The 19,965-nt window shown below is 37.6% G+C and carries 14 protein-coding genes; 9 read left to right on the top strand and 5 right to left on the bottom strand.

From position 1 onward, the window contains the following. Nucleotides 1–33: 33 nt before the first annotated feature. On the bottom strand, nucleotides 34–507 hold the full coding sequence (locus tag WQ54_RS26105; protein WP_046588850.1) for a CotY/CotZ family spore coat protein: 474 nt from the start codon (nucleotides 505–507) through the stop codon (nucleotides 34–36). 497 nt (nucleotides 508–1,004) lie between these two features. On the opposite strand from WQ54_RS26105, the gene WQ54_RS26110 reads away from it, so the two are divergent. From WQ54_RS26110 to WQ54_RS26120, 3 genes are all read left to right on the top strand, one after another. Next, a complete protein-coding gene (locus WQ54_RS26110; protein ID WP_046588851.1) occupies nucleotides 1,005–1,469 on the top strand; it encodes a hypothetical protein in 465 nt (154 codons plus the stop codon). Nucleotides 1,470–1,996: 527 nt separating this feature from the next. Continuing rightward, nucleotides 1,997–4,756: a GTPase domain-containing protein gene (locus WQ54_RS26115; protein WP_046588852.1), complete on the top strand. Its 2,760-nt coding sequence runs from the start codon at nucleotides 1,997–1,999 to the stop codon at nucleotides 4,754–4,756. Between the two features lie 273 nt (nucleotides 4,757–5,029). After that, a complete protein-coding gene (locus tag WQ54_RS26120) occupies nucleotides 5,030–6,064 on the top strand; it encodes an acyltransferase (RefSeq protein ID WP_046588853.1) in 1,035 nt (344 codons plus the stop codon). 47 nt (nucleotides 6,065–6,111) lie between these two features. On the opposite strand, the gene WQ54_RS26125 is transcribed toward WQ54_RS26120, so the two are convergent. From WQ54_RS26125 to WQ54_RS26145, 4 genes are all read right to left on the bottom strand, one after another. Further along, nucleotides 6,112–7,209, bottom strand: a complete 1,098-nt coding sequence (locus WQ54_RS26125) for a Gfo/Idh/MocA family protein (protein WP_046588854.1) — start codon at nucleotides 7,207–7,209, stop codon at nucleotides 6,112–6,114. A gap of 383 nt (nucleotides 7,210–7,592) precedes the next feature. Then, nucleotides 7,593–8,336 (bottom strand): ThuA domain-containing protein, encoded by a 744-nt coding sequence (locus WQ54_RS26135; protein WP_046588856.1) that lies wholly within the window; start codon nucleotides 8,334–8,336, stop codon nucleotides 7,593–7,595. A 285-nt stretch (nucleotides 8,337–8,621) separates the two neighbouring features. Beyond that, the gene (locus tag WQ54_RS26140; protein ID WP_046588857.1) at nucleotides 8,622–9,782 is read right to left on the bottom strand and encodes a Gfo/Idh/MocA family protein; all 1,161 of its coding nucleotides are present in this window, start codon (nucleotides 9,780–9,782) and stop codon (nucleotides 8,622–8,624) included. Between the two features lie 76 nt (nucleotides 9,783–9,858). Further along, nucleotides 9,859–10,854: a LacI family DNA-binding transcriptional regulator gene (locus WQ54_RS26145; protein ID WP_084822332.1), complete on the bottom strand. Its 996-nt coding sequence runs from the start codon at nucleotides 10,852–10,854 to the stop codon at nucleotides 9,859–9,861. 338 nt (nucleotides 10,855–11,192) lie between these two features. Between WQ54_RS26145 and WQ54_RS26150 the strand changes: the two genes are divergently transcribed. From WQ54_RS26150 to ppc, 6 genes are all read left to right on the top strand, one after another. Beyond that, nucleotides 11,193–11,987, top strand: a complete 795-nt coding sequence (locus WQ54_RS26150; protein ID WP_052737980.1) for a rhamnogalacturonan acetylesterase — start codon at nucleotides 11,193–11,195, stop codon at nucleotides 11,985–11,987. Between the two features lie 148 nt (nucleotides 11,988–12,135). After that, on the top strand, nucleotides 12,136–12,744 hold the full coding sequence (locus WQ54_RS26155) for a hypothetical protein (RefSeq protein WP_046588859.1): 609 nt from the start codon (nucleotides 12,136–12,138) through the stop codon (nucleotides 12,742–12,744). A gap of 274 nt (nucleotides 12,745–13,018) precedes the next feature. After that, nucleotides 13,019–13,711 (top strand): response regulator transcription factor, encoded by a 693-nt coding sequence (locus tag WQ54_RS26160; protein WP_046588861.1) that lies wholly within the window; start codon nucleotides 13,019–13,021, stop codon nucleotides 13,709–13,711. Beyond that, nucleotides 13,689–15,914, top strand: coding sequence for a HAMP domain-containing sensor histidine kinase (locus tag WQ54_RS26165; RefSeq protein ID WP_052737981.1), 2,226 nt, complete (start codon nucleotides 13,689–13,691; stop codon nucleotides 15,912–15,914). The genes WQ54_RS26160 and WQ54_RS26165 overlap by 23 nt, the downstream gene beginning before the upstream one ends. A 274-nt stretch (nucleotides 15,915–16,188) precedes the next feature. After that, nucleotides 16,189–16,941 carry an alpha/beta fold hydrolase gene (locus WQ54_RS26170; protein ID WP_046588862.1) on the top strand — a complete coding sequence of 251 codons (753 nt, stop codon included), beginning with the start codon at nucleotides 16,189–16,191 and terminating at the stop codon, nucleotides 16,939–16,941. Nucleotides 16,942–17,182: 241 nt separating this feature from the next. After that, nucleotides 17,183–19,945 carry a phosphoenolpyruvate carboxylase gene (gene ppc / locus WQ54_RS26175; protein ID WP_046588864.1) on the top strand — a complete coding sequence of 921 codons (2,763 nt, stop codon included), beginning with the start codon at nucleotides 17,183–17,185 and terminating at the stop codon, nucleotides 19,943–19,945. Nucleotides 19,946–19,965: the final 20 nt, after the last annotated feature.

Here is a 19,965-nt window from a genome sequence, read left to right on the forward strand (position 1 = left end):
AGCAAGAATGAAAGCGGGTGACCATCGTATAAGTCATCCGCTATTTTTGTCTTTCTCTTCACTCTTTTCCTCCACAACTAACCCTGGGTCAAAGCACTTAATCGCACTATATCCGGTTGGATCAATTGTCACAACTTCATCTGTTTCCGTTATAAAGGCAATCTCGTATATTTTACCTATTCTTAAACCATCTAATTTGTCATCCCATACAGACAAATTCGGACGAAGTAACCCTAATGTGGCACATCCTGTTTCATGTTCTAATTTTACGATCTTAAAGAAAATTGTTGCAAAACAGCTGGTTGTTCCAGCTTTCCCCCATGTGAAAAAGGGATCACCTTTTTGCGTTTGCAGGATGAAGGGGATGGTTTTATAGGCTGGAGCCTCAATTAATTTATGAGTTGATCGAAAATACTCAGCTTTATCCTGCATTTGTTTAATTTTTCTTAGCGCATGCCAAATCGACGGCAGCAGATCTACATGTTTTTTATTTACATTTTCAGCCATTTTACACTGTCCTTTTTAAAAATCAATTTACGATAGCATATAAAATTTGTTAAAGATTGGTGTTTGATTAAAGCTGGTTCCGCAAATTATGTAGCTATTACTAAGTGCTTTATTTCAGCGAGAAATGTTAGCTTTCCGTGGAAAGTGCTGTGAATTTCTTGCGCGTAACCTAAACAATTTAAAAAAAACTATTTAAAACACAATCTCTTAGAAAAGAGCCTTGATGAATTTTTAAATGCGTTTGTTTTACGGAAGCCCCATGAGTTTGTCATATATTTGTCAAGTTTTTACTATTTCGTTACAAAATTAAGAATAGAATTGGAAGCCTTTGTAAATAGTAATTAGCAAAGACTGTGTGAGATTACCACTTTCCTCTTTATGAAAGTAAGATGTTTTAGACGTTAGCAAGTGTCTTTTTAAATGATTTTTTACAGCTAAATCCACCTCAATTAACTTAGAACGAAATTTTTTAAAAATGAAGAATAGGAAGCTTTAATATGACGTCAAAAACAGAAGCAATATTTTGGAGCATTGCATTACCGGGTTTTGCCCAAATACTTAATAGAAAACTGTTAAAAGGCTTTGTCTTTATCTTTCTAGAATTCCTTATTAATGTAAACAGTAATTTTAACACAGCCATTATGGCTAGCTTTTTAGGAGAAATCGACAGAGCCGTACACATTGTTAATTATCAGTGGCTCATGTTTTATCCCTGTGTCTACATGTTTGCGATGTGGGATGCATTTAAAGATGCTGAAGGAGAAAGGTCAGCCTATTCATTTTTTCCCTTTGTTTTTGGTGCTTATTTCGTTACTGTCGGCCTGATGTATTCACCTGTTTTTAAAATAAATGGCGTCCTATTAGGACCTATCTGGCTGCCAATCCTTTCGCTTATACCAGGCTTACTAGTTGGGTACATCATTTGGATGATTATTTACTTGGTTAAGAAGAAGAAAAAATGATGGTTTTTACCTGTCTTTCTACCTGATCATGTAGACAACTTTTTTACCAACTGCCTGAAAACTTCAATTACTTTTTATTTTAGTTCCTGGTTAGAAAATGATAAAATACCTATATAGAAAAAAGCGACTTGATTTGCTCGAGCGCTTTTTTTCTTAATACCCCAATAAAACCAATGCCTTTTTCGAACTTTTTATGAAGGTTTTGGTTTTTTGTTCTTTTTTAAAGGGTAATAAAGTATAAATGATCGTAATTGAAATCAAATTGACATTTTAAAAAGGCATATTTCTGCTAAAATAAAGTGAGGCTTCCATTTTTCCTACTGATGGAAAGCGAAAATTATCACGCTCGTAGCATCTAAACGGGCAGTTTCCCACACATATCTTATTTTTTACCATTGATATTGGGGATTACTGCCCGTTTAGATGTGGAAAAGTGAGACTATCGGATCAAGAAGCTTTAGGTAGACCCAAACCATATATTTTTTCAAGTTTTTAGATAAATCTTTCATTTTTTGCAGGAGGATACCATGACATCGGAACAACAATTAATTCATAAGACTTTTTATGAGACGTTTTTGACTGATCATGACCAAAGACGGCCTTCTCAAGTGCTTGGAGAAGCATATTTTGAGGAACAAAATCATGATGAAAGCTTTGATTTGTCCTATATTCGATATGCCCAAGGAGAAATTTATTATCATGATCAGGATTATGAATCTGCCATTTTTAAGTGGGAGAATATAAAAAATGAGCTAGAGCCATGGGCCGTAATGAATATTGGTGATGCTTATTATCGGCTAGGACTGCTCTCTGCTGCAGAAGATAAATACACGTCGATCGAAACAGAAGACAAAACATTAAGCAGTGAAGTTGCGCTTAAGCTTTTTTCACTTTATCAAGAAAGAAATAAGGTGGAAAATGCTTATGACATTATTAAAAAGGCCTTACATATTAACCCTGATTATCCACAGGTTACAAGAATCGCCAGAGATTTTTATGAAGAAAAAAATGATACAGAACATGCGGTAAAGCTTGCGGTTACTGAATCCATCCGGACGGAACGGGAAGAATGGTTCCAAATTTTAATTTCGTATGTGAAAGCCGGATATACGAAACAGTTTGAACCTGACTTTTTTGCCGAGGCAATGTTAACCTTATTTGAAGCAAGCAAGAATTCCTTTGCCCAATTTATTGGAGCATTGTGGGAGAGCTATAGAAATGGAGGATCTTATTTAACATGGTTAAAAACAATCAACGATCTCTTTTTCTCAGTTGACCTTGAAGGAAATGACTATTCGTGGGGTCAAACCACAGAGTTATTTGAAGAGACATTTCTTGAGTTAACAGAGGGTTCTTATTATTTAAGAGAGCTGCACGATGTAGTTCCGAATTTATTGGCAAATTGGCTGATGCTTTCAACCCGTGCGAATGGTTTGTTCCCTTCTGCAACGGTGTTGGCTTGGAATGAAATCTTTCCTGGGACTGTACTTCCAGATGCTGTCTATAAAGCAGAAACCATTATTTTTGAAGCTGACAATGGGCAAAGCGGCATAGAAAATGCGCTGCAGCTTTACAATACGATTAGCGCATGGGCGGAATCTCATGCTGTCGGGGTAGATCATAAAATCAACTGGTGGATGAAAGAAATGATCAATCCGAAAATAAAACATCATTTTCTGTTAGCTGGAAAAGCTGGCAGCGGAAAAACGACGTTTGTGCATTCTTTATTAGGCGATCAGCCATTTAAGGGGTCTACATCTTCTATCGTGGTTCTGCATGATGATGATGAAATCTCAATGGAGCATATTTCAGCTGCCGAAAAGCTGCCTGTTCACAATCAACGTGAGTTAGTTGAACTTATGCAGAGTGATGATCCTGAGCTCTTTCTTGTGAAGCGTCCGTGTATTTTCTTACATGAGAACCAGTGTGCAATCATTGACACACCGCCTGTTAATGGAAGTGCAGAGATGAGAAATGAGCTTTTTGATTCCTTGCTTTTAGCTGACGGAATGCTCTATGTTCTTGATGGAACTTCTCCATTAACTGATAGAGAATATGATGTTTTATCGCAAATGAAAAAGTTTGCACCAAGTTTAAAAGTACACTTTTTGTTAAATAAAGTTGATTTAATAGCAAGTGATGCAGATGCTAGAGCCATTGCTGAAGAAGTTAAGGCAAAAATAGCTTCACTCTATCCTGAAGCTGACGTTTTACCATATTCGTCCTTGCATCCTTTCCATCAGCAATTAAGCCAGCTTTCAACATTTATCAATATGCATTTCCCATATGATGTAAAAGAAAAGCAAGAGAAACGGACAGCAAAAGTATTAACACTCATCCGGAGAATTTTAGCTAGTCTTTTACAAAAACGCGTTGATATGGAAAAGGGATTAGTTGATTCTATCCAGTGGAATGAAGATATTTTAGGACGTTTAAAAGGCTTTACAAATAAACTTACTGACCTTCAGCAAGAAAAAGTTGCGTCCATTTTAAAAGCGTATAAGGACTTTTTGAATGAAAGCAGAGCAGAAGCAAAGGTGAAAATTCCGAAAATGTTAAGAGAATGCAGCGAGCTGATTAAAGAAGATAGTGATCTAAAACAAATTCATCTTGTCCTCAACGAAAGCATGAATGCCAAAATTCAGGACTATTTTGAACAGCAGATGCTTCCTGCAATATGTGAAAGACTTGAAGATTGGATCATTACTTCTCATGAGGAGTTGCTTGATAGTCAATCCTATTTAGCGGAAATGAGCGAAACCTTTAATGACATCTATCAGCAAGAAAAGATGTTCTTACAATGTGAGTTTACGATTATTGACGATTGGCGCCGGGACATTAATCGCATCACTGGTAGAATGCATTATGAAAAAGAAAATATTATGCTCAAGAACAAACCGGCTCAGCTGATTTTAAAAAGCGCTGGCAAGTTATTTGGAGCTATTAATCAAAATAAAATGATGCTTGTGAACCAATACAAGAAATATGTTGAAAGTGAAACATATGAGGATGTTACAAAATCCATCGTCACAAAAATTTTCTTGCCGTTTGAGCTATTTGAAAAGGGATTAAGCCAAGACGTTTCTTCATTCTTTACTGGTCCAATTCAAGAAGTGAAAGACACCATCCAAGAGACAGAAACAACGATTCAAGAGGGCAAAGAAGGGCTAAGCGACATGAAAGCAAATCCTGAAATCTTCTACGATCCATTGAAATTATTTGAGGTTAATCTTCTTCAACAGGAATTTATGCTCCGGGCGAAAAGAGATTATAGTCATACAGGATGATAAAGAGTCTGAGTTTGTATAGAAGATCATTTCTTCTGTACAACGCTCAGTCTTTTTATACTTTAAAAAAGTATAAATTATCAGGGAGGAAGGAAATTCGGAGCAGTGACCATTTAAAGGTATTGGCGACTGCGCTTTTTGTCTTCGCCTTTCAAGCTCGCCAGTCAACAAGTATTCTTTATCGTGATTCGAACCCAAAAAGCGAATGATTCCTATATAAAGGCAAATAATAAAATGGCATGATCATCTTACAAAAAGTTTGTGGGAGGAAAAATGGACAGAAATTATGCCATTGATTTTATAAAATTTTTCGCGATATTAGCCGTAGTTGCTATTCATACTGTCCCAAAGGATAGCATCATGGGATTATTTGTTCTTGATAACCTTTCAAGATTTGCTGTTCCTTTCTTCTTTGTAACGTCAGGCTACTTATTCGGGAAAAAAATGAAGCGAGCTGAAAAAACATTTGGGTATTTTAAAAGGTATGTTTTTAAAATCTTAAAACTTTATGTCTGCTGGGTAATTTTCTATGCAATATATGATATTCTGCTGCTGGTCTTTAGCAGTCATGATTTACAGCGTGAGGTAATGGACTATGTTAAAAATTTTACATTGCTCAATGTATTGTATTATGGAAAAGGGACAAGCGGATACCAATTATGGTTTTTGACAGCCCTAATTTGGAGTATCACCATCAATTACCTATTTTTTAAGATAAAAAAAATAGATATCCTAATCTTAGTTGCTCTTGTATTGAACATAATAGGACTTTTTGGACAATCCTATTCCATCATTTATGAATTTCCGCTAAACACCCGCGATGCTTTATTTATCGGCTTATTTTATACAACATTAGGCTTTTTCTTTGCGTTAAAACTTGAACAGAATGTAAATCATTTCAGCAGAAAAACATCCCTGACATATATTTCGCTTTTCTGTATTCTCCAAGTAATCGAAGGATTTATTCTAGAAAAGCTAATTGGGGCAAAATATGGAGAATATTTTATCTCAACCATTTTTTTAACATGTTTTCTTTTTTCCTATATCTTAACGAATAAACACCTCGGGAAAGATATGTTTATAACAAAAATTGGAGCAAATGCATTGGGAATCTATGCTATTCATGTTTTTTTTATTGATTTGGTCGATAAGACGTTACTTTTTTTACACCTCAATTCCTTATCCGAGCATTTTGCCTGGAAGCTAGTTGATACAGTTATTGTGTTTAGTTTGTCTTATCTAGCTTATGGCTTTTTACAACATGTAAAAGATAGGTTAGATGTGGGGAAATCACTAAGAAGCAGCTGAGTGTAAATGAAACGTCCAAAGCAACTGCTCTGGACGCTTCATTTTCCTTATTTTGAAGCCTGTTGTTCAACAGCTAAAGATTCAGGTCTTTCACACGTACTTTCCATATGATAATGTGTTCCATTATCTGAAGCATCATGGAAACCATGCATGGCTTCTAATACATGGTAGGCCATATCTCCGTTTGCACGGAATTTGCCTCCATCAAGGATCGCCTTAGCCATATCAGCCACTCCTAATCCGCGGCTGTTTTGGGAATAGCCATAGGATAAAGGAACCTCGACAAATTCCTTTTCATCACGTTTTCTTATTTTGACTGGTCCGCCAAAAGTATTCGGGTCTGGAACGAGGAGGGTGCCTTCGCTACCGTATATTTCAATCGGCGGTAACGATGAGCCGCCAAAGGCATCAAAGCTTGTTGTAATCGTTCCAATTGCACCGGAAGCAAAATCAATGACACCAGATATATGTGTTGGAGTCGCCACATTAATTTTAGTGCCTGCTTTCGGTTGGCTGATGATGGTACGTTCAGGGTAACTAATTCTGGCAGATCCAGAGATTCTTTTAATAGGTCCTAATAATGATACTAAGGCTGTTAAATAATAAGGACCCATATCAAACATTGGACCGCCGCCAATATCATAATAGAAGGCTGGGTCTGGATGCCAATGCTCATGTCCTCGGCCAATCATAAATGCAGATGCGCCGATTGGCTCCCCAATTTCACCTTTTTCAATAAGATGAATAGCTGTTTGAATTCCAGCTCCTAAAAAGGTGTCAGGTGCACTGCCAACTAAAAGCTGACGCTTTTTAGCGGTTTCTAAAATTTGCTGACCTTCCTCGCGTGTAACAGCAAGCGGTTTTTCTGTATAAACATGCTTGCCTGCTTCAAGGGCCTGAATACAAACAGCTGCGTGTGCTTTCGGTATTGTTAAATTAATAACTAATTGAATGTCTGGATCAGAAAGAAGTTCTTCAACAGTACAAGCCTTAGGAACCCCGTATTTTTCTGCTTGGGCTTGTGCTCGCTGCAGGTCTAAGTCAGCACAGGCATTAAGCTCAAGATGATCGAACTTTTGTGCATTTTCCATATAAATGGAACTAATAACTCCGCATCCGATAATACCGACTTTTAGCTTTTTCATAGTGGAACCCTCCAATGTTTTTAATTCTTTATAATCGTTGTTATAGAAAGAAGAATAAGGGCTTGCGTTTTTAAAATAAAGGATTTGTTAAGTTTGGTGTTGATTTCCGCTACAGGCGCTCCTCCTAAGCGGGGGGACGGGGGTGCCTCCTCAGCAGCGCCTTCGGGGTATCCCAGTCCCGTTGCTCCCCCAGGATACACGCGTATCCGTTCCAATCAACAATGTGCAACAACGATCCTTAACATGGCTAAAAAAGGATAACTTTTTATATCTAGATGTTATGTTGGATCTGTACAGTCAAGCTTATGAGAAATAAAGACAAAAGCCATTTTCATTCCTGGGCATCTTATATGCTATTAATGAGCAGAGCACTTCCGTTTTTGTTATTGACTATCGCCCATTCCAGTGTAAACTCTTCCGTTTTCGATGTTGGATGCACCAGAAGCTGCCAATTCTTGAACTCGTTTCTTTCCTTCGGCAGCCCATAAGAAGCCGCGGCGCATAATGAGGGATACCTCTGGCATGGCAACGATATTTGCTTGATGGCCTAATGAATTATAGAAAACATTTCCTTTTCCCCAGTGCTTTGTCCATACGACAGGCATATCAACAGCTTTGTTTGTTGCATGCGGTCCATCGACGACAGGAAAGCGGGTTGTGGCAAGAACTTCTACAGCAGGGTCAACATGAAGGTAGTATTGTTCACTTACCACTTTAAAATCTGATAAACCTTCTAATAACGGACTAGTCGAATGCTTAATATTGACCATATATTCCACACCATCATTACCTGGATGTGCTACCCAATTTCCGCCAGTCATAAATTGCCAGTCAACATTGTTACGGAAGGAATCACACATTCCCCCATGACATCCAGCTAAGCCGACACCATTCATTACAGCTTCAGAAATATTTAATACATATTTCTTTTCAATTTCCCCCATAGTCCAATGGGGAACAATTAAATCTAGTGATTTTAGCTTCTCAGGATCTGCATAAGAATCAAGTGAATTTGAAACCTCTACTTGGAAGTTTTCCTCTTCTAGAATTCCTTTGAAAATCTCTGCAACTTCCTCTGGTTGATGGCCATCCCAGCCGCCCCAAACGATTAATGCGCTTTTCTTCATTTGAAAACACTCCTTTTTTCTAAAATTAATAAGATTTCAGGTAGCAATTTTGCAACTTTTAGATGTTTTTTTGCAACTTTTGAAAGGAATCTTGCAACTTTTTGGATTATTCTAGTATTCTCCTTTAAAAAGTTCTTTGTACTGTGGCTAAGTGCTTCGACATCCAGCTCCAGCGCCTAGCCCCTCTAGGTCATAAGGCGAATTGGAATTGAAGGCAAAAAACGCCTTCTATTCCAATTCGTCTTATGCTTGTCGGGGCTGATCAAGGCGCTTCCGCTTTTGGTTTTATACGTCTGAAATCCTGATCCATTGACGTTTTTCGATCGATAAATCAACCGCTTCCAAAACTTGCTGGCATTTTACGCCATCTTTGAAGTTAGGGACCGGCTGGCGGTTTTCGCGGAATGCTTCCATAAGCTCAACGACTTCGTGAATAAAGGTATGTTCATAACCGATTGTATGCCCTGGCGGCCACCAGTTTTCTGCAAAAGCATGAGCAGGGTCTGTAGCCAGTACGCGACGGAAGCCTTGAACATCATCTCTATCATCAGTGAAATAAACCTGAAGCTCATTCATTCGTTCGAAGTCGAAAATCACACTGCCTTTGCTGCCGTTAATTTCAAATGAATTTGTACAGCGATGACCTGCAGCATAACGGGTTGCTTCAAAGCTTCCTAAAGCACCATTCGCAAATCGAGCTAAGAACAATGTAGCATCATCAACGGTTACCTCGCCCTTTTCTGCGTTTTCATTTCCGGTAGCAGTTAAGCCAGTCATGTTTGTTGGAATTGGACGTTCTTTTATAAATGTATCGCTCATACCAATAACTTCATCGATATCACCGATTAAATAATGGGCCATATCAATGAGGTGAGCTCCTAAATCACCATGAGAACCTGAGCCTGCAACCTCTTTTTGTAGTCTCCATGCTAACGGAAAGTTTGGGTCTACCAACCAATCCTGTAAAAACCATGCGCGGAAATGATAGATATCTCCTAATTTCCCTTCATCAATCAGTTTTTTCGCTAACATGACAGCTGGAGCAAACCGATAATTGAAACCAACCATATGTTTTACCCCGGCAGCTTCAACAACTTCTAGCATTTCTCTTGAATCTTTCAATGTAAGCGCTAACGGTTTTTCGCAAAATACATGCTTTCCAGCTTGGGCAGCGGCAATCGTTATTTCTTTATGTACATCACTAGGTGCATTGATATCAATTAAATCAATATCATCTCTTTCTAAAAGGCTTTGCCAATCAGTCGTATATTCCTCCCAGCCGAATTGTGCAGCAGCTTCGGCTACTCCTATTGCATTCCGGCCGCAAATCACCTTCATCTCAGGATGAAGAGTTTTTGGGAAAAATAATGGAAGGTCACGATATGCGTGACTATGTGCCTTACCCATAAATTTATAGCCGATCATGCCAACTCTAATCTTCTCCATGGAAATCCCCTTTTCTTTGGTATTTTATATAGTGAAAGTCCAGCGCCGATGCGAAGTCATTCTTTTTCTAGCGGCGCTAGAGCGATGATGCTCGTTCGATCAATGTAACTGGCAGCCGATGATCGATCGTTTCTAAGTTTTCATTGGAAATAAGTTTAAAAACCTTTTCTGCTGCCATTTGCCCCATTTCAAATAGCGGAACTTTTACTGTGCTAAGTGGAGGGGATGTCATTTTGGCTATTTCTGAGTCATCATATCCAATTAATGCGTAATCACGGCCAGCTGTATATCCGTGTTCACTTAATCCTTGCATAAGACCAATTGCCATGCGGTCATTTGCTGCAAAGATTGCTTTATAGTCAGGCAGCAATGGTGCAATTTCAGCAGCAGCTTGAAAACCGCTTTTTCTGCTGTAGTTCCCTTCAAAAATGATTTTCTCATTGAAAACTGCTTCAGCCTGGCTGATCGCTTTAACATATCCTTGTAATCGCTCGGCACTATTTGAATATTCCATTGGGCCATTTAAAAAGATGACTTGTTCAAAGCCTTTCCTAAGCAATGAGGACACTGCTTGGAGGCTGCCGTCCTCATGGTCAGCATCAATAGAATGAAAGGAATGGCCAGAAAATGTTTGGTTCACAAGGCAGTAGGGAAGATGTAAATTATGAAGCACTTCAAGCGCTTCAACTTCACCGGGAATATTTTTAGAGCCAAGGATAATGCATCCATCGACCCTTTGAGAGCGAAACAGCTGTACATAGTCTTTTTGTTCATCAGGTGATTGAAATAAAAGCAGCAGGCCGTAGCCTAATTCCCCGAGCCTTGCACCAATACCGCTTAGCAGTTCAGAAAAGTAGTGGGTTGACATTAAGTTAACCTTTGGCAAATAAGGAACAATTACGCCAATATTATTGCTTTTTCCTCTGGCAAAGCTTTGTGCGATGGCATTTGGGTGGTAGTTCAGCTCTTTGGCTGCTTGCAGTACTTTGCGTTTTGTTTCCTCCCGCAAAGGACCGATATTATTGAAAACACGTGAAACAGTGGCTTCAGATACACCTGCTAGCTTCGCCACTTCTTTTCTGTTAGCTAAGATATTCACCTCCAGACAAATTTATGTACACGCGTACATTTTCTCTATTATTCTATGATTTGTCAATTGGTTTCTAAAAAATTCCTTAATTTTTTTTAGAATGATTGAATGATGTGCGATGAATGACTAGAATAAATCCAAAACTGTAAGAAAAGAATTACATGTCCAACCTGTTATAGGTTATGATAAAAAGAGAGAGATCTTATGTTCTTAAAGATTAAATGATGGTAAAGCTCAAGCTTGATTGGAGTGCTTGAGGTTCAAATTAACTGACAGATTAAACGAGCAAAAGATATAAAAGGGGAAGGATTTGAAGTGTTTTGTTAAAAAAAGGGAAGAACAAGAGGTATATTGCAATATTCTTGAGTTTGCTTTTATTACTGGTTTCCATGCCTGTTGTATCAAAGAAGCTTCCCGTCCGTAAATCAGGAGAATATCCAACTGTTTTTATAGCTGGGGATTCAACAGTGCAGTCATATTCTGAAAAGTGGAGTCCCAGGGCTGGCTGGGGGCAAATGCTGCCACACTTTTTTAGTCCAGAGATACATTTTAATAATTATGCAATCAGGGGGAGAAGCTCAAAGTCCTTTATTAATGAAGGCAGATTAGATAAAATTTTAAGGAAAATTAAACCAAATGATTATTTGCTTATTCAATTTGGTCATAATGATGCCAAAAAAAACCGCGATGATCTATACACATCTGTACATGACTATAAAAATTATTTAAAGCTATATGTCAATGGAGCGCGAGCCCGCGGCGCAATACCTATTTTAGTTACACCTGTAGGCAAGAGAGATTTTCACAAAGAAACGGGAAAATTTAAAAGCAGTTTTCCTGAGTATGTCAAAGGAATGAAAGAGGTCGCTGCTGAACTTGATGTCCCTCTGGTGGATTTAAATCTTTTAAGCATTGCTTACTATAACAGGATAGGTCCAAAAGGTACACTTTCTGTATTTTTACATATCGAACCAGGAGTGTATAAAGCCTATCCTGATGGAGCTAAAGATGATACTCATTTCCAGGAGTATGGGGCTAATCAAATAGCGTACTTGATGGCTCATGCATTAAAGGAGATGCACATTCCATTATCAGCATATGTAACGATCGAATGATGAAAAAGTCACCCATATTGGGGGCTTTTTTTCGTTCTTATTACACGGGGAAATAGGACATTTAGAGTGTGGAAAAGGGTACAGCAAGCCTGTTACGGTAAACTTTTTAGCCGAGGATTCTGAAACAGGAATAGCATCCACGCATTATATGGTAAATGAAGGCTCTGAGCAAACAGGAAATTCTGTCACCATTTCGAAAGATGGCAGCCATGTTATTCATTACTGGAGTCTAGATAAGGCGGGTAACCAAGAAGAAAAGAAAGCTGTCGAAATCCAACTTGATCAAACAGCACCAACGATCACGTTTTCTGCTGAGGATGACATTGAATATAGTGCTGATCAAGTAGTAAACATCTCTTGTAAAGCTTTGGATGAACTTTCAACTATAGCCTCGTCTATTTGCAAAGACCTATCAACACCAGCTTATCAGCTTGGTTTAAGTACTCATACTATGACTGCTGCTGCAACTGATCTTGCTGGAAATAATGCAAGTAAATCAATCCGTTTTATCGTAACAGTAGACTATGAAAGCTTAGTGATTTTAACAAAACAATTTTTAGCTGATAAAGAAGACAAGGCAACCTCATATATCAATAAGTTAAAAGCAGCAAAGAAATCCGAAGAAAAAGGGAATATTAAGGCAAGGGATAGTCAAATTAATGCGTATATCAAACTAGTAAGCACAAAAGGCAGCAAGGATTTTAATAAGGATCAAGCCGAAGTTTTGCTGCGTTTAGCTCAATCCCTAAAAAAATAAAAAAAGTATGATTTTTAGGTTTATGTTGCTCAGGCAGGGGGTATGTAATAGATAACAGTATCCCCCCTGATACTTACCTATATGAAAAACGAAAAACTTGAGAAGCCTCCATAGTTGTTATGGAGGTTTTTTCCTGTTTCGTTCCAATTTAATTAATAAAACTTAAGAAATTCTTCATTTTTCCCCTATCTTTATTTTAAGATCTCCTGTTTATACTAAGGTCATCTAATTCAAAATAAACTCATGTTATAATTTGGAAAGGAGGAATGTGCAGATGAATAATTATGTTGTATTAGTTGTTGATGATGATAAAGAAATCCGTGATGCGATTGAAATATATTTGAAAAATGAAGGAATGACCGTGCTAAAAGCAAAGGACGGAATTGAAGCGATCGAATATATAAATGAACATGAAATCCACTTGATTTTATTAGATATTATGATGCCTAGAATGGATGGAATTGCCGCAACGTTTAAAATTCGTGAGGACAAAAACATCCCGATCATTATTTTGAGTGCAAAAAGTGAAGATACGGACAAGATCTTAGGCCTGCAGGTCGGTGCTGATGATTATGTGACAAAGCCTTTTAATCCGTTAGAACTGATTGCCAGAGTTAAGTCGCAGCTAAGAAGATATGTAAAATTAGGACCATTTGAAGGGATAAAGAAAACAATTGATTTAAATGGACTTACCATTGACCAATCAGCAAAGGAAGTAGCCGTAAATGGCGAGCCGGTAAAGTTAACACCAATTGAATTTAAAATTGTGGAACTTTTGATGGTAAACGCCGGTCGAGTTTTTTCTATCTCTGAGATTTACGAACGGGTATGGAAGGAGCCCTGCTATAATGCAGAAAACACCGTTGCAGTACATATTCGTAAAATTCGGGAGAAAATAGAAATCGACCCTAAAAATCCGAGGTATTTAAAGGTGGTATGGGGTATTGGATATAAAATGGAAAAATAAATTGGCCATTATTGGCTGGCTGATTTTATTTACGTTTGGATTAAGCGGAGTGTTAACAGCGATCGATGATGATCGAGATTTTTTTAAACAAAACTATTTTAAGTCTTCACAATTTGAAAGTGAAATCGATCAATTATTAAATTTTATAAATGCTTTTGAAATTTCTTATCAGAAAAAGGATGAAATAAAAGAAAGCCTCACTGTTTCGCAAGAAGAAATTGAAAATCATCGGTATCAGTATGGTGACTTAACTGAGCAAATATCAAGCATTGAACAGCAATATGAAGACAGAATTAACGAGGCTTTAGATAATGACAATCAAAAGATAGCTGATGTTTATAAAAAGGAAAGAGATAAAAAAATCGACGATATCACAAAGAATTTTGAAAGTGATGAGTACATCAAAAATAAAATCATCGCCGAGAAAGAGCAAAGCCTAGATGACTATTATAAAGAACTGGAATTATTCCGAGAAGATTATAATCGCTATCTTGAAGCTTTTGACTATTACTTGAAAAATACGGCAACTGGTGAGGTCTATACCAACATGCCGATTAAAGAAGGCGAATCGGTTGATGATTATTTCAAAGTAGGACAAATGCGCTTTATTAAGCATTATCCAACAAAAAATAATCAATACCTTGAACTGTATCCAGAGTCTTTAGTAGTTGGTTACGAAGAAGTGGTTCCTTATGCAAATGAAAGCTCGAATGCTCTTTTCGAAGGATATATCGCCGTTTCAAAAAAGACGCCGAGCTCGAACTTTTTAATCATCGATTATCATGCCTATGAAAACCAGAAAATAGTATTTTGGATTTATTCGATTTTCGCATTGTTATCTCTGGGATTATGTCTTTTTATTGGCAAAAATAAAATGATGCTTCGAAAGCTTGCACCAGCTAAATGGAAGGAGCTTTATGATAAGCTTCCAATCGATGTAGCGTTCATGATTTTTGGTCTAACAGCGATTTTCACGTTTCTCGTTTTTCTAGAAAATAATTATCTATATTATAGTAACGATATACTCGAAATATTGGAGAATGTTTTCTATCAGCTGATCGCCATGACCGGATTACTTTGGCTTACAATTGTGCAATGGTTTTACTTAGTGCCAAGGGTCAAAGCGCTGTCTTCTAATCGGGAAGATTGGAATCAATCACTCACAATGAGATCAATAAATATAGTCCGATACGCTTTTTTAAATCGAAAAGTGGGTACTAAAGTATTCCTTATCTTGCTCTTTGTATTCTCCTTTGGCGCTGGGACAATCATGATTTTTGTAGAAGAGTTATTTTTACTTTTTTACATCCCGGCATTTTTTGTCATAGGAATCCCATTATTTATCTTCATTGTAAAAAGAACAGGTTATTTTAATGAAATTCTTAACCATGCACATGCATTAGCAAAGGGTGATTTTCAACCAGATTTAAAAGTGGCTGGAAAGTCCGTCTTTGCCAAGCTTGCAGAAGATATCAATACAATGAAGCGCGGAGTAAAAACATCACAAAAGGCACAAGCGAAAAGCGAACGGCTAAAAACCGAGTTGATTACAAATGTCAGTCATGATTTACGCACACCATTAACATCGATTATTACGTATTCGGAGCTCTTGAAAAATCAAAAGATAACTGAGGACGAACGCAAAGCATATATCGAAATCATCGACCGTAAATCTAAGCGCTTAAAAGTATTAATTGATGATTTGTTTGAAGCTTCTAAAATGGCAAGCGGAAATATTGAACTTGTAAAAGAAAGAATTGATCTTGTTCAGCTGCTGCAGCAAGCATTAGCTGAATCAAATGAAGCGATACAAGATTCCGGAATCCAATTTCGTTTGGCAAATCCAGAACAGCCTGTTTATGCCTATGTTGATGGGCAAAAGCTCTGGCGCGTATTTGAAAACTTAATTGGCAATATCCTTAAATACTCACTTGAACATACAAGAGCTTATGTGACAATTAAAGCGATAAATGGTGAAGCCGTCATTACCTTCAAAAATATTTCAAAATACGAGCTTAGCGATGATGTAAATGAATTATTTGAACGATTCAAACGCGGAGATAAATCACGCCATACAGAGGGTTCAGGCTTAGGGTTGGCGATTGCAAAATCGATCATTGATTTGCATGAGGGCTCTCTAGATATCGATGTGGACGGTGATCTGTTTAAAGTTACGATTGAATTAGTTTTACTGCAGGAGTAGAAAATAAAAGCTGTCTCAAAAGAAAGGATTTTGATCTCTTTGAGGCGGCTTTTGTTTTTCTTAAGAAATGATAAAATCTTATCGTGTTGATTTCCTAAGTAATCTAACCCCTCTAGGGCTAGTTAGGCATTCATGAGCTTCTTATTTGCCCTAGGCTGGTCAGGGGCTTGTGCTTTTGTCTTTACAAGAAATTAACTAAATCCATCCTATAACCTTTACATTATGAGATTAGTATTTAAATAAAGGTTATCTACTCTTAACAATCGGAGGAAAAATGAAAGAAAACATTATTTTTATTCACGGATTAACAGGAACAAAAAATGCTTTTAATAAACAAAAGGCATATTTTGATCGTAGGTTTAATACGTACTCTTATGATTTACTTGGTCATGGCGAGGACCGAGGGAAGGCTGTTGATTTTACATTAGATAACTTGGTAGCACAATTAGAGTACCTATTTGAACGGGAAGGACTCGATGAAGCGCATTTATGCGCACTTAGCTATGGCTGTTATCCTAGTACACTGTTCGCCAATAAGTGGAAAAGCAATGTAAAAAGTCTATGTTTTATCGGTGGTCATTATAATTCGTCCTCCTCTCTATTTGACGTATTTAAACATTATTGGGAGATTCGCAGTGAAGACTACCCATTATGGTTAAAGAAATATTCCCACGATATATATCCAAAAGATAGTGCAATCGATCCTTATTCAATTATTTCCCGAAAAATTTATTATAAATATGGTCTTGAACTTGATGAAAATATATTAAAAAATGCAATTTATCATCGTCTTACCCATGATTTGCGTAGTGATATACAAAATATAAGTGTTCCGATTCTTTGGGTAATGGGAGATCAAGATAAGATATACAAATCGGCATTAACTGATTTAGAAGTCTTGATTCCGCATGTCATTTATAGGGAAATTAAACATGCCGGCCATGCTGCAAATATGTTCAGACCCAGCTGCTTTATCAATATGTATGATGAGTTTTTATATTCTGCTTCTAAAGTAGAATCAACTTAGAACTAAAAAGGGAACCAAAATCTGATAAAGATGAATTGAATTATATTAAAATAGTGGATTTTTTGGAATTTTTTAGTTGTTCATTATGTAGAATAATTCAATTTTTAGATTGAATTTGATAGATTGATCTTAAATAGATATCAATTTTAGTAATTTGAGATGAAATTCTTCCCGAATAATGATATGATAGAATTATCTTACTATTTAATAGAATAGCAAAATGTTAGGGGAAGGTGACACTATGACAACTAGAATGGAGACAAATGATAGCAGTATCCCTTTACGTCGTGATGTAAAATCTCTAGGTCATATTCTTGGGGAAATTCTTGTTCATCATGGGGGAACGGAGCTACTTGATAAAGTAGAAAAATTAAGGATGATGGCAAAGTCTCTTCGAACTAGCTTTGATGAGGAAACATATAAAGAACTAAAAGAAGAAATCGTGAATTTGGACTCTCCAATGCGGAAACAAGTCATTCGCGCCTTTTCGATTTATTTCCACCTTATCAATGCCGCAGAGTCCAATCACCGCATTCGCCGCCGTCGCGAATATCAGCTCCAAGATAACCAAGTAGTACAACCAGCATCAATTGAAAGTGCACTATTATCATTAAAAGAAAATAAAATTGATGTGGATACTATACAAAATGTATTAAATACGTTATCTCTGGAATTGATTATTACTGCGCATCCGACAGAAGCAACAAAACGTTCAGTGATTGAGATTCAAAAGCGAATTGCAACCATTTTAAAAAGCTTAGATAATAAAATGCTGACGAAAAAAGAGCGTAAGAAACTAGAGGAAAGCTTGTTAAATGACGTAACCATTCTTTGGCAAACAGATGAATTGCGTCACCGCAAGCCTACCGTAATGGATGAAGTGCGTAATGGTCTTTATTATTTTGATCAAACATTTTTTGATGTGCTTCCAGAAATTCATCAGGATCTTGAAGAAGGTCTTAGCGAACAATTCCCAGGACATAAGTGGGAAGTGCCTAATTTTCTTCGCTTCGGTTCTTGGATAGGCGGAGACCGTGACGGCAACCCAAATGTGACACCAGAGGTTACGTGGGAAACATTAGAGAAGCAACGTGAATTAGCGCTGAAAAAATATCAAGAAGCGCTAATTGAAGTCATGAAACGCTTTAGTCATTCCTCAACACGTACCGAGGTAAGCGAAGAGCTCATTGCCAATGTTGAAAAGGATGAAGCAGCATACATGGGCAGCAATAAACAGTGGCCTGTAGAAAATGAGGTTTATCGCCGTAAAATTGCGGTTATTTTGACACGTCTAAAAGAAGTGGGAAAATCGGACATTGGTTATCAGTCTTCTGAGGAATTATTGGAAGATCTTTATATCATTCAGCGGAGCATCAGCAAGCATCAGCCGGCAAATCGCCAGTTGAAAATGCTAAAAAAATTAATTCGTCAAGTACAGCTATTTGGATTCCACTTAGCTACACTTGATATTCGTAACCATAGCGGAGAGCATGAAGCAGCTATCACTGAAATTTTACGTAAAGTAAAGGTAGCAGACAATTATGCAGCACTCTCTGAAGAAGAAAAAATGACGACATTGGAGACGATTCTAAAAGATCCGCGTCCTGTACTTTTATTAAATGAAGATTATTCAAAAGAAACACAAGAAATGATTAAGGTCTTTACGATGATTAAGAAGGCCCATGATACGTTCGGCAAAAAATCAATTCTTGTTTACCTGATCAGTATGACTCAATCTGCGAGTGACTTGCTTGAGGTATTGGTCCTTGCTAAAGAGGCAGGCATTTATAGACTTCATGCAGACGGTACAGTTGAAAGTCACTTAAATGTAGCACCGCTTCTTGAAACAATTGATGATTTAACAGCAGGTCCAAAAATTATGGAAAAATTGTTTAATATGGATGTTTACCGCAACCATCTAACCATACATGGCGACTCTCAAGAAATCATGCTTGGTTATTCTGACGGAAGTAAAGATGGAGGTACGTTAACAGCAAACTGGAAGCTTTATAAGGCCCAGCTTGAAATCCATGATATGGCGAAGCGCTATGGAATTGGTTTGAAATTCTTCCATGGACGCGGGGGTTCACTAGGACGCGGAGGCGGCCCATTAAACAGAAGCATTTTATCCCAGCCAGCAGAAACACTTGGTGATGGAGTGAAAATTACGGAACAGGGCGAAGTGTTATCTTCACGCTACTTGTTAGAGGATATTGCTTACCGCAGTTTAGAGCAGGCTACTTCAACATTGCTAGAGGCTTCTGTTAACCTTTCGAAGGAATCAGAGCAGCAGCATATCCGTGAAACAGTTTGGGAAAAAGCAATGGAAGAGATCTCAGCAGTTTCGCTTAAAAAGTATCAATCACTTGTGTTCGAAGATCCTGATTTCTTAACATATTTTACAGAAGCAACCCCGTTGAATGAACTTGCAGAATTAAACATTGGTTCACGTCCTATGAAGCGAAAAAATCGCAATCGCTTTGAAGACTTACGTGCGATTCCTTGGGTTTTCGCATGGACGCAAAGCCGTCAGCTTTTACCAGGATGGTATGCAGCAGGTACCGGACTAGAAAGCTTTGCCTCAAAAGGAGAGGAAAGCTTAAAACTATTACAGCGTATGTATGAAGAATGGCCGTTCTTCCGTTCAACCATTGATAATCTGCAAATGGCATTGATGAAGGCTGACATTACAACCGCTAAGGAATACACTGATCTTGTAAAAGACAAGCAAATTGCAGACCGAATCTTCGGAAACATAGTTGAAGAGTATGAAGCTACAAAAGCAGTGCTCCTTAAAATAACAGGTGATGATGAATTATTAGATCATACACCAAATATTAAAGAATCGGTTCACCGCAGAAATCCGTATGTGGATCCATTAAACTTCCTGCAAGTTGAATTGATCAAGGAGCTCCGTGAACAAGAGGAGCCAAATGAAGAGCTGTTAACTGAGGTATTATTAACAATCAGCGGAATTGCTGCTGGTTTACGTAATACAGGTTGATAAAAGGGTCTGACCCGTAA

Source organism: Bacillus sp. SA1-12, from assembly GCF_000981385.1.
GTDB lineage: Bacteria > Bacillota > Bacilli > Bacillales > Bacillaceae > Metabacillus.

Bases quoted from the DNA above. Each gene is read 5' to 3' on its own strand.
- WQ54_RS26135 (WP_046588856.1), bottom strand. From the start codon at position 8,336: ATGAAGAAAAGCGCATTAATCGTTTGGGGCGGCTGGGATGGCCATCAA.
- WQ54_RS26115 (WP_046588852.1), top strand. From the start codon at position 1,997: ATGACATCGGAACAACAATTAATTCATAAGACTTTTTATGAGACGTTT.
- WQ54_RS26140 (WP_046588857.1), bottom strand. From the start codon at position 9,782: ATGGAGAAGATTAGAGTTGGCATGATCGGCTATAAATTTATGGGTAAG.
- WQ54_RS26105 (WP_046588850.1), bottom strand. From the start codon at position 507: ATGGCTGAAAATGTAAATAAAAAACATGTAGATCTGCTGCCGTCGATT.
- WQ54_RS26160 (WP_046588861.1), top strand. From the start codon at position 13,019: ATGAATAATTATGTTGTATTAGTTGTTGATGATGATAAAGAAATCCGT.
- ppc (WP_046588864.1), top strand. From the start codon at position 17,183: ATGACAACTAGAATGGAGACAAATGATAGCAGTATCCCTTTACGTCGT.
- WQ54_RS26170 (WP_046588862.1), top strand. From the start codon at position 16,189: ATGAAAGAAAACATTATTTTTATTCACGGATTAACAGGAACAAAAAAT.
- WQ54_RS26110 (WP_046588851.1), top strand. From the start codon at position 1,005: ATGACGTCAAAAACAGAAGCAATATTTTGGAGCATTGCATTACCGGGT.
- WQ54_RS26155 (WP_046588859.1), top strand. From the start codon at position 12,136: ATGGTAAATGAAGGCTCTGAGCAAACAGGAAATTCTGTCACCATTTCG.
- WQ54_RS26125 (WP_046588854.1), bottom strand. From the start codon at position 7,209: ATGAAAAAGCTAAAAGTCGGTATTATCGGATGCGGAGTTATTAGTTCC.
- WQ54_RS26120 (WP_046588853.1), top strand. From the start codon at position 5,030: ATGGACAGAAATTATGCCATTGATTTTATAAAATTTTTCGCGATATTA.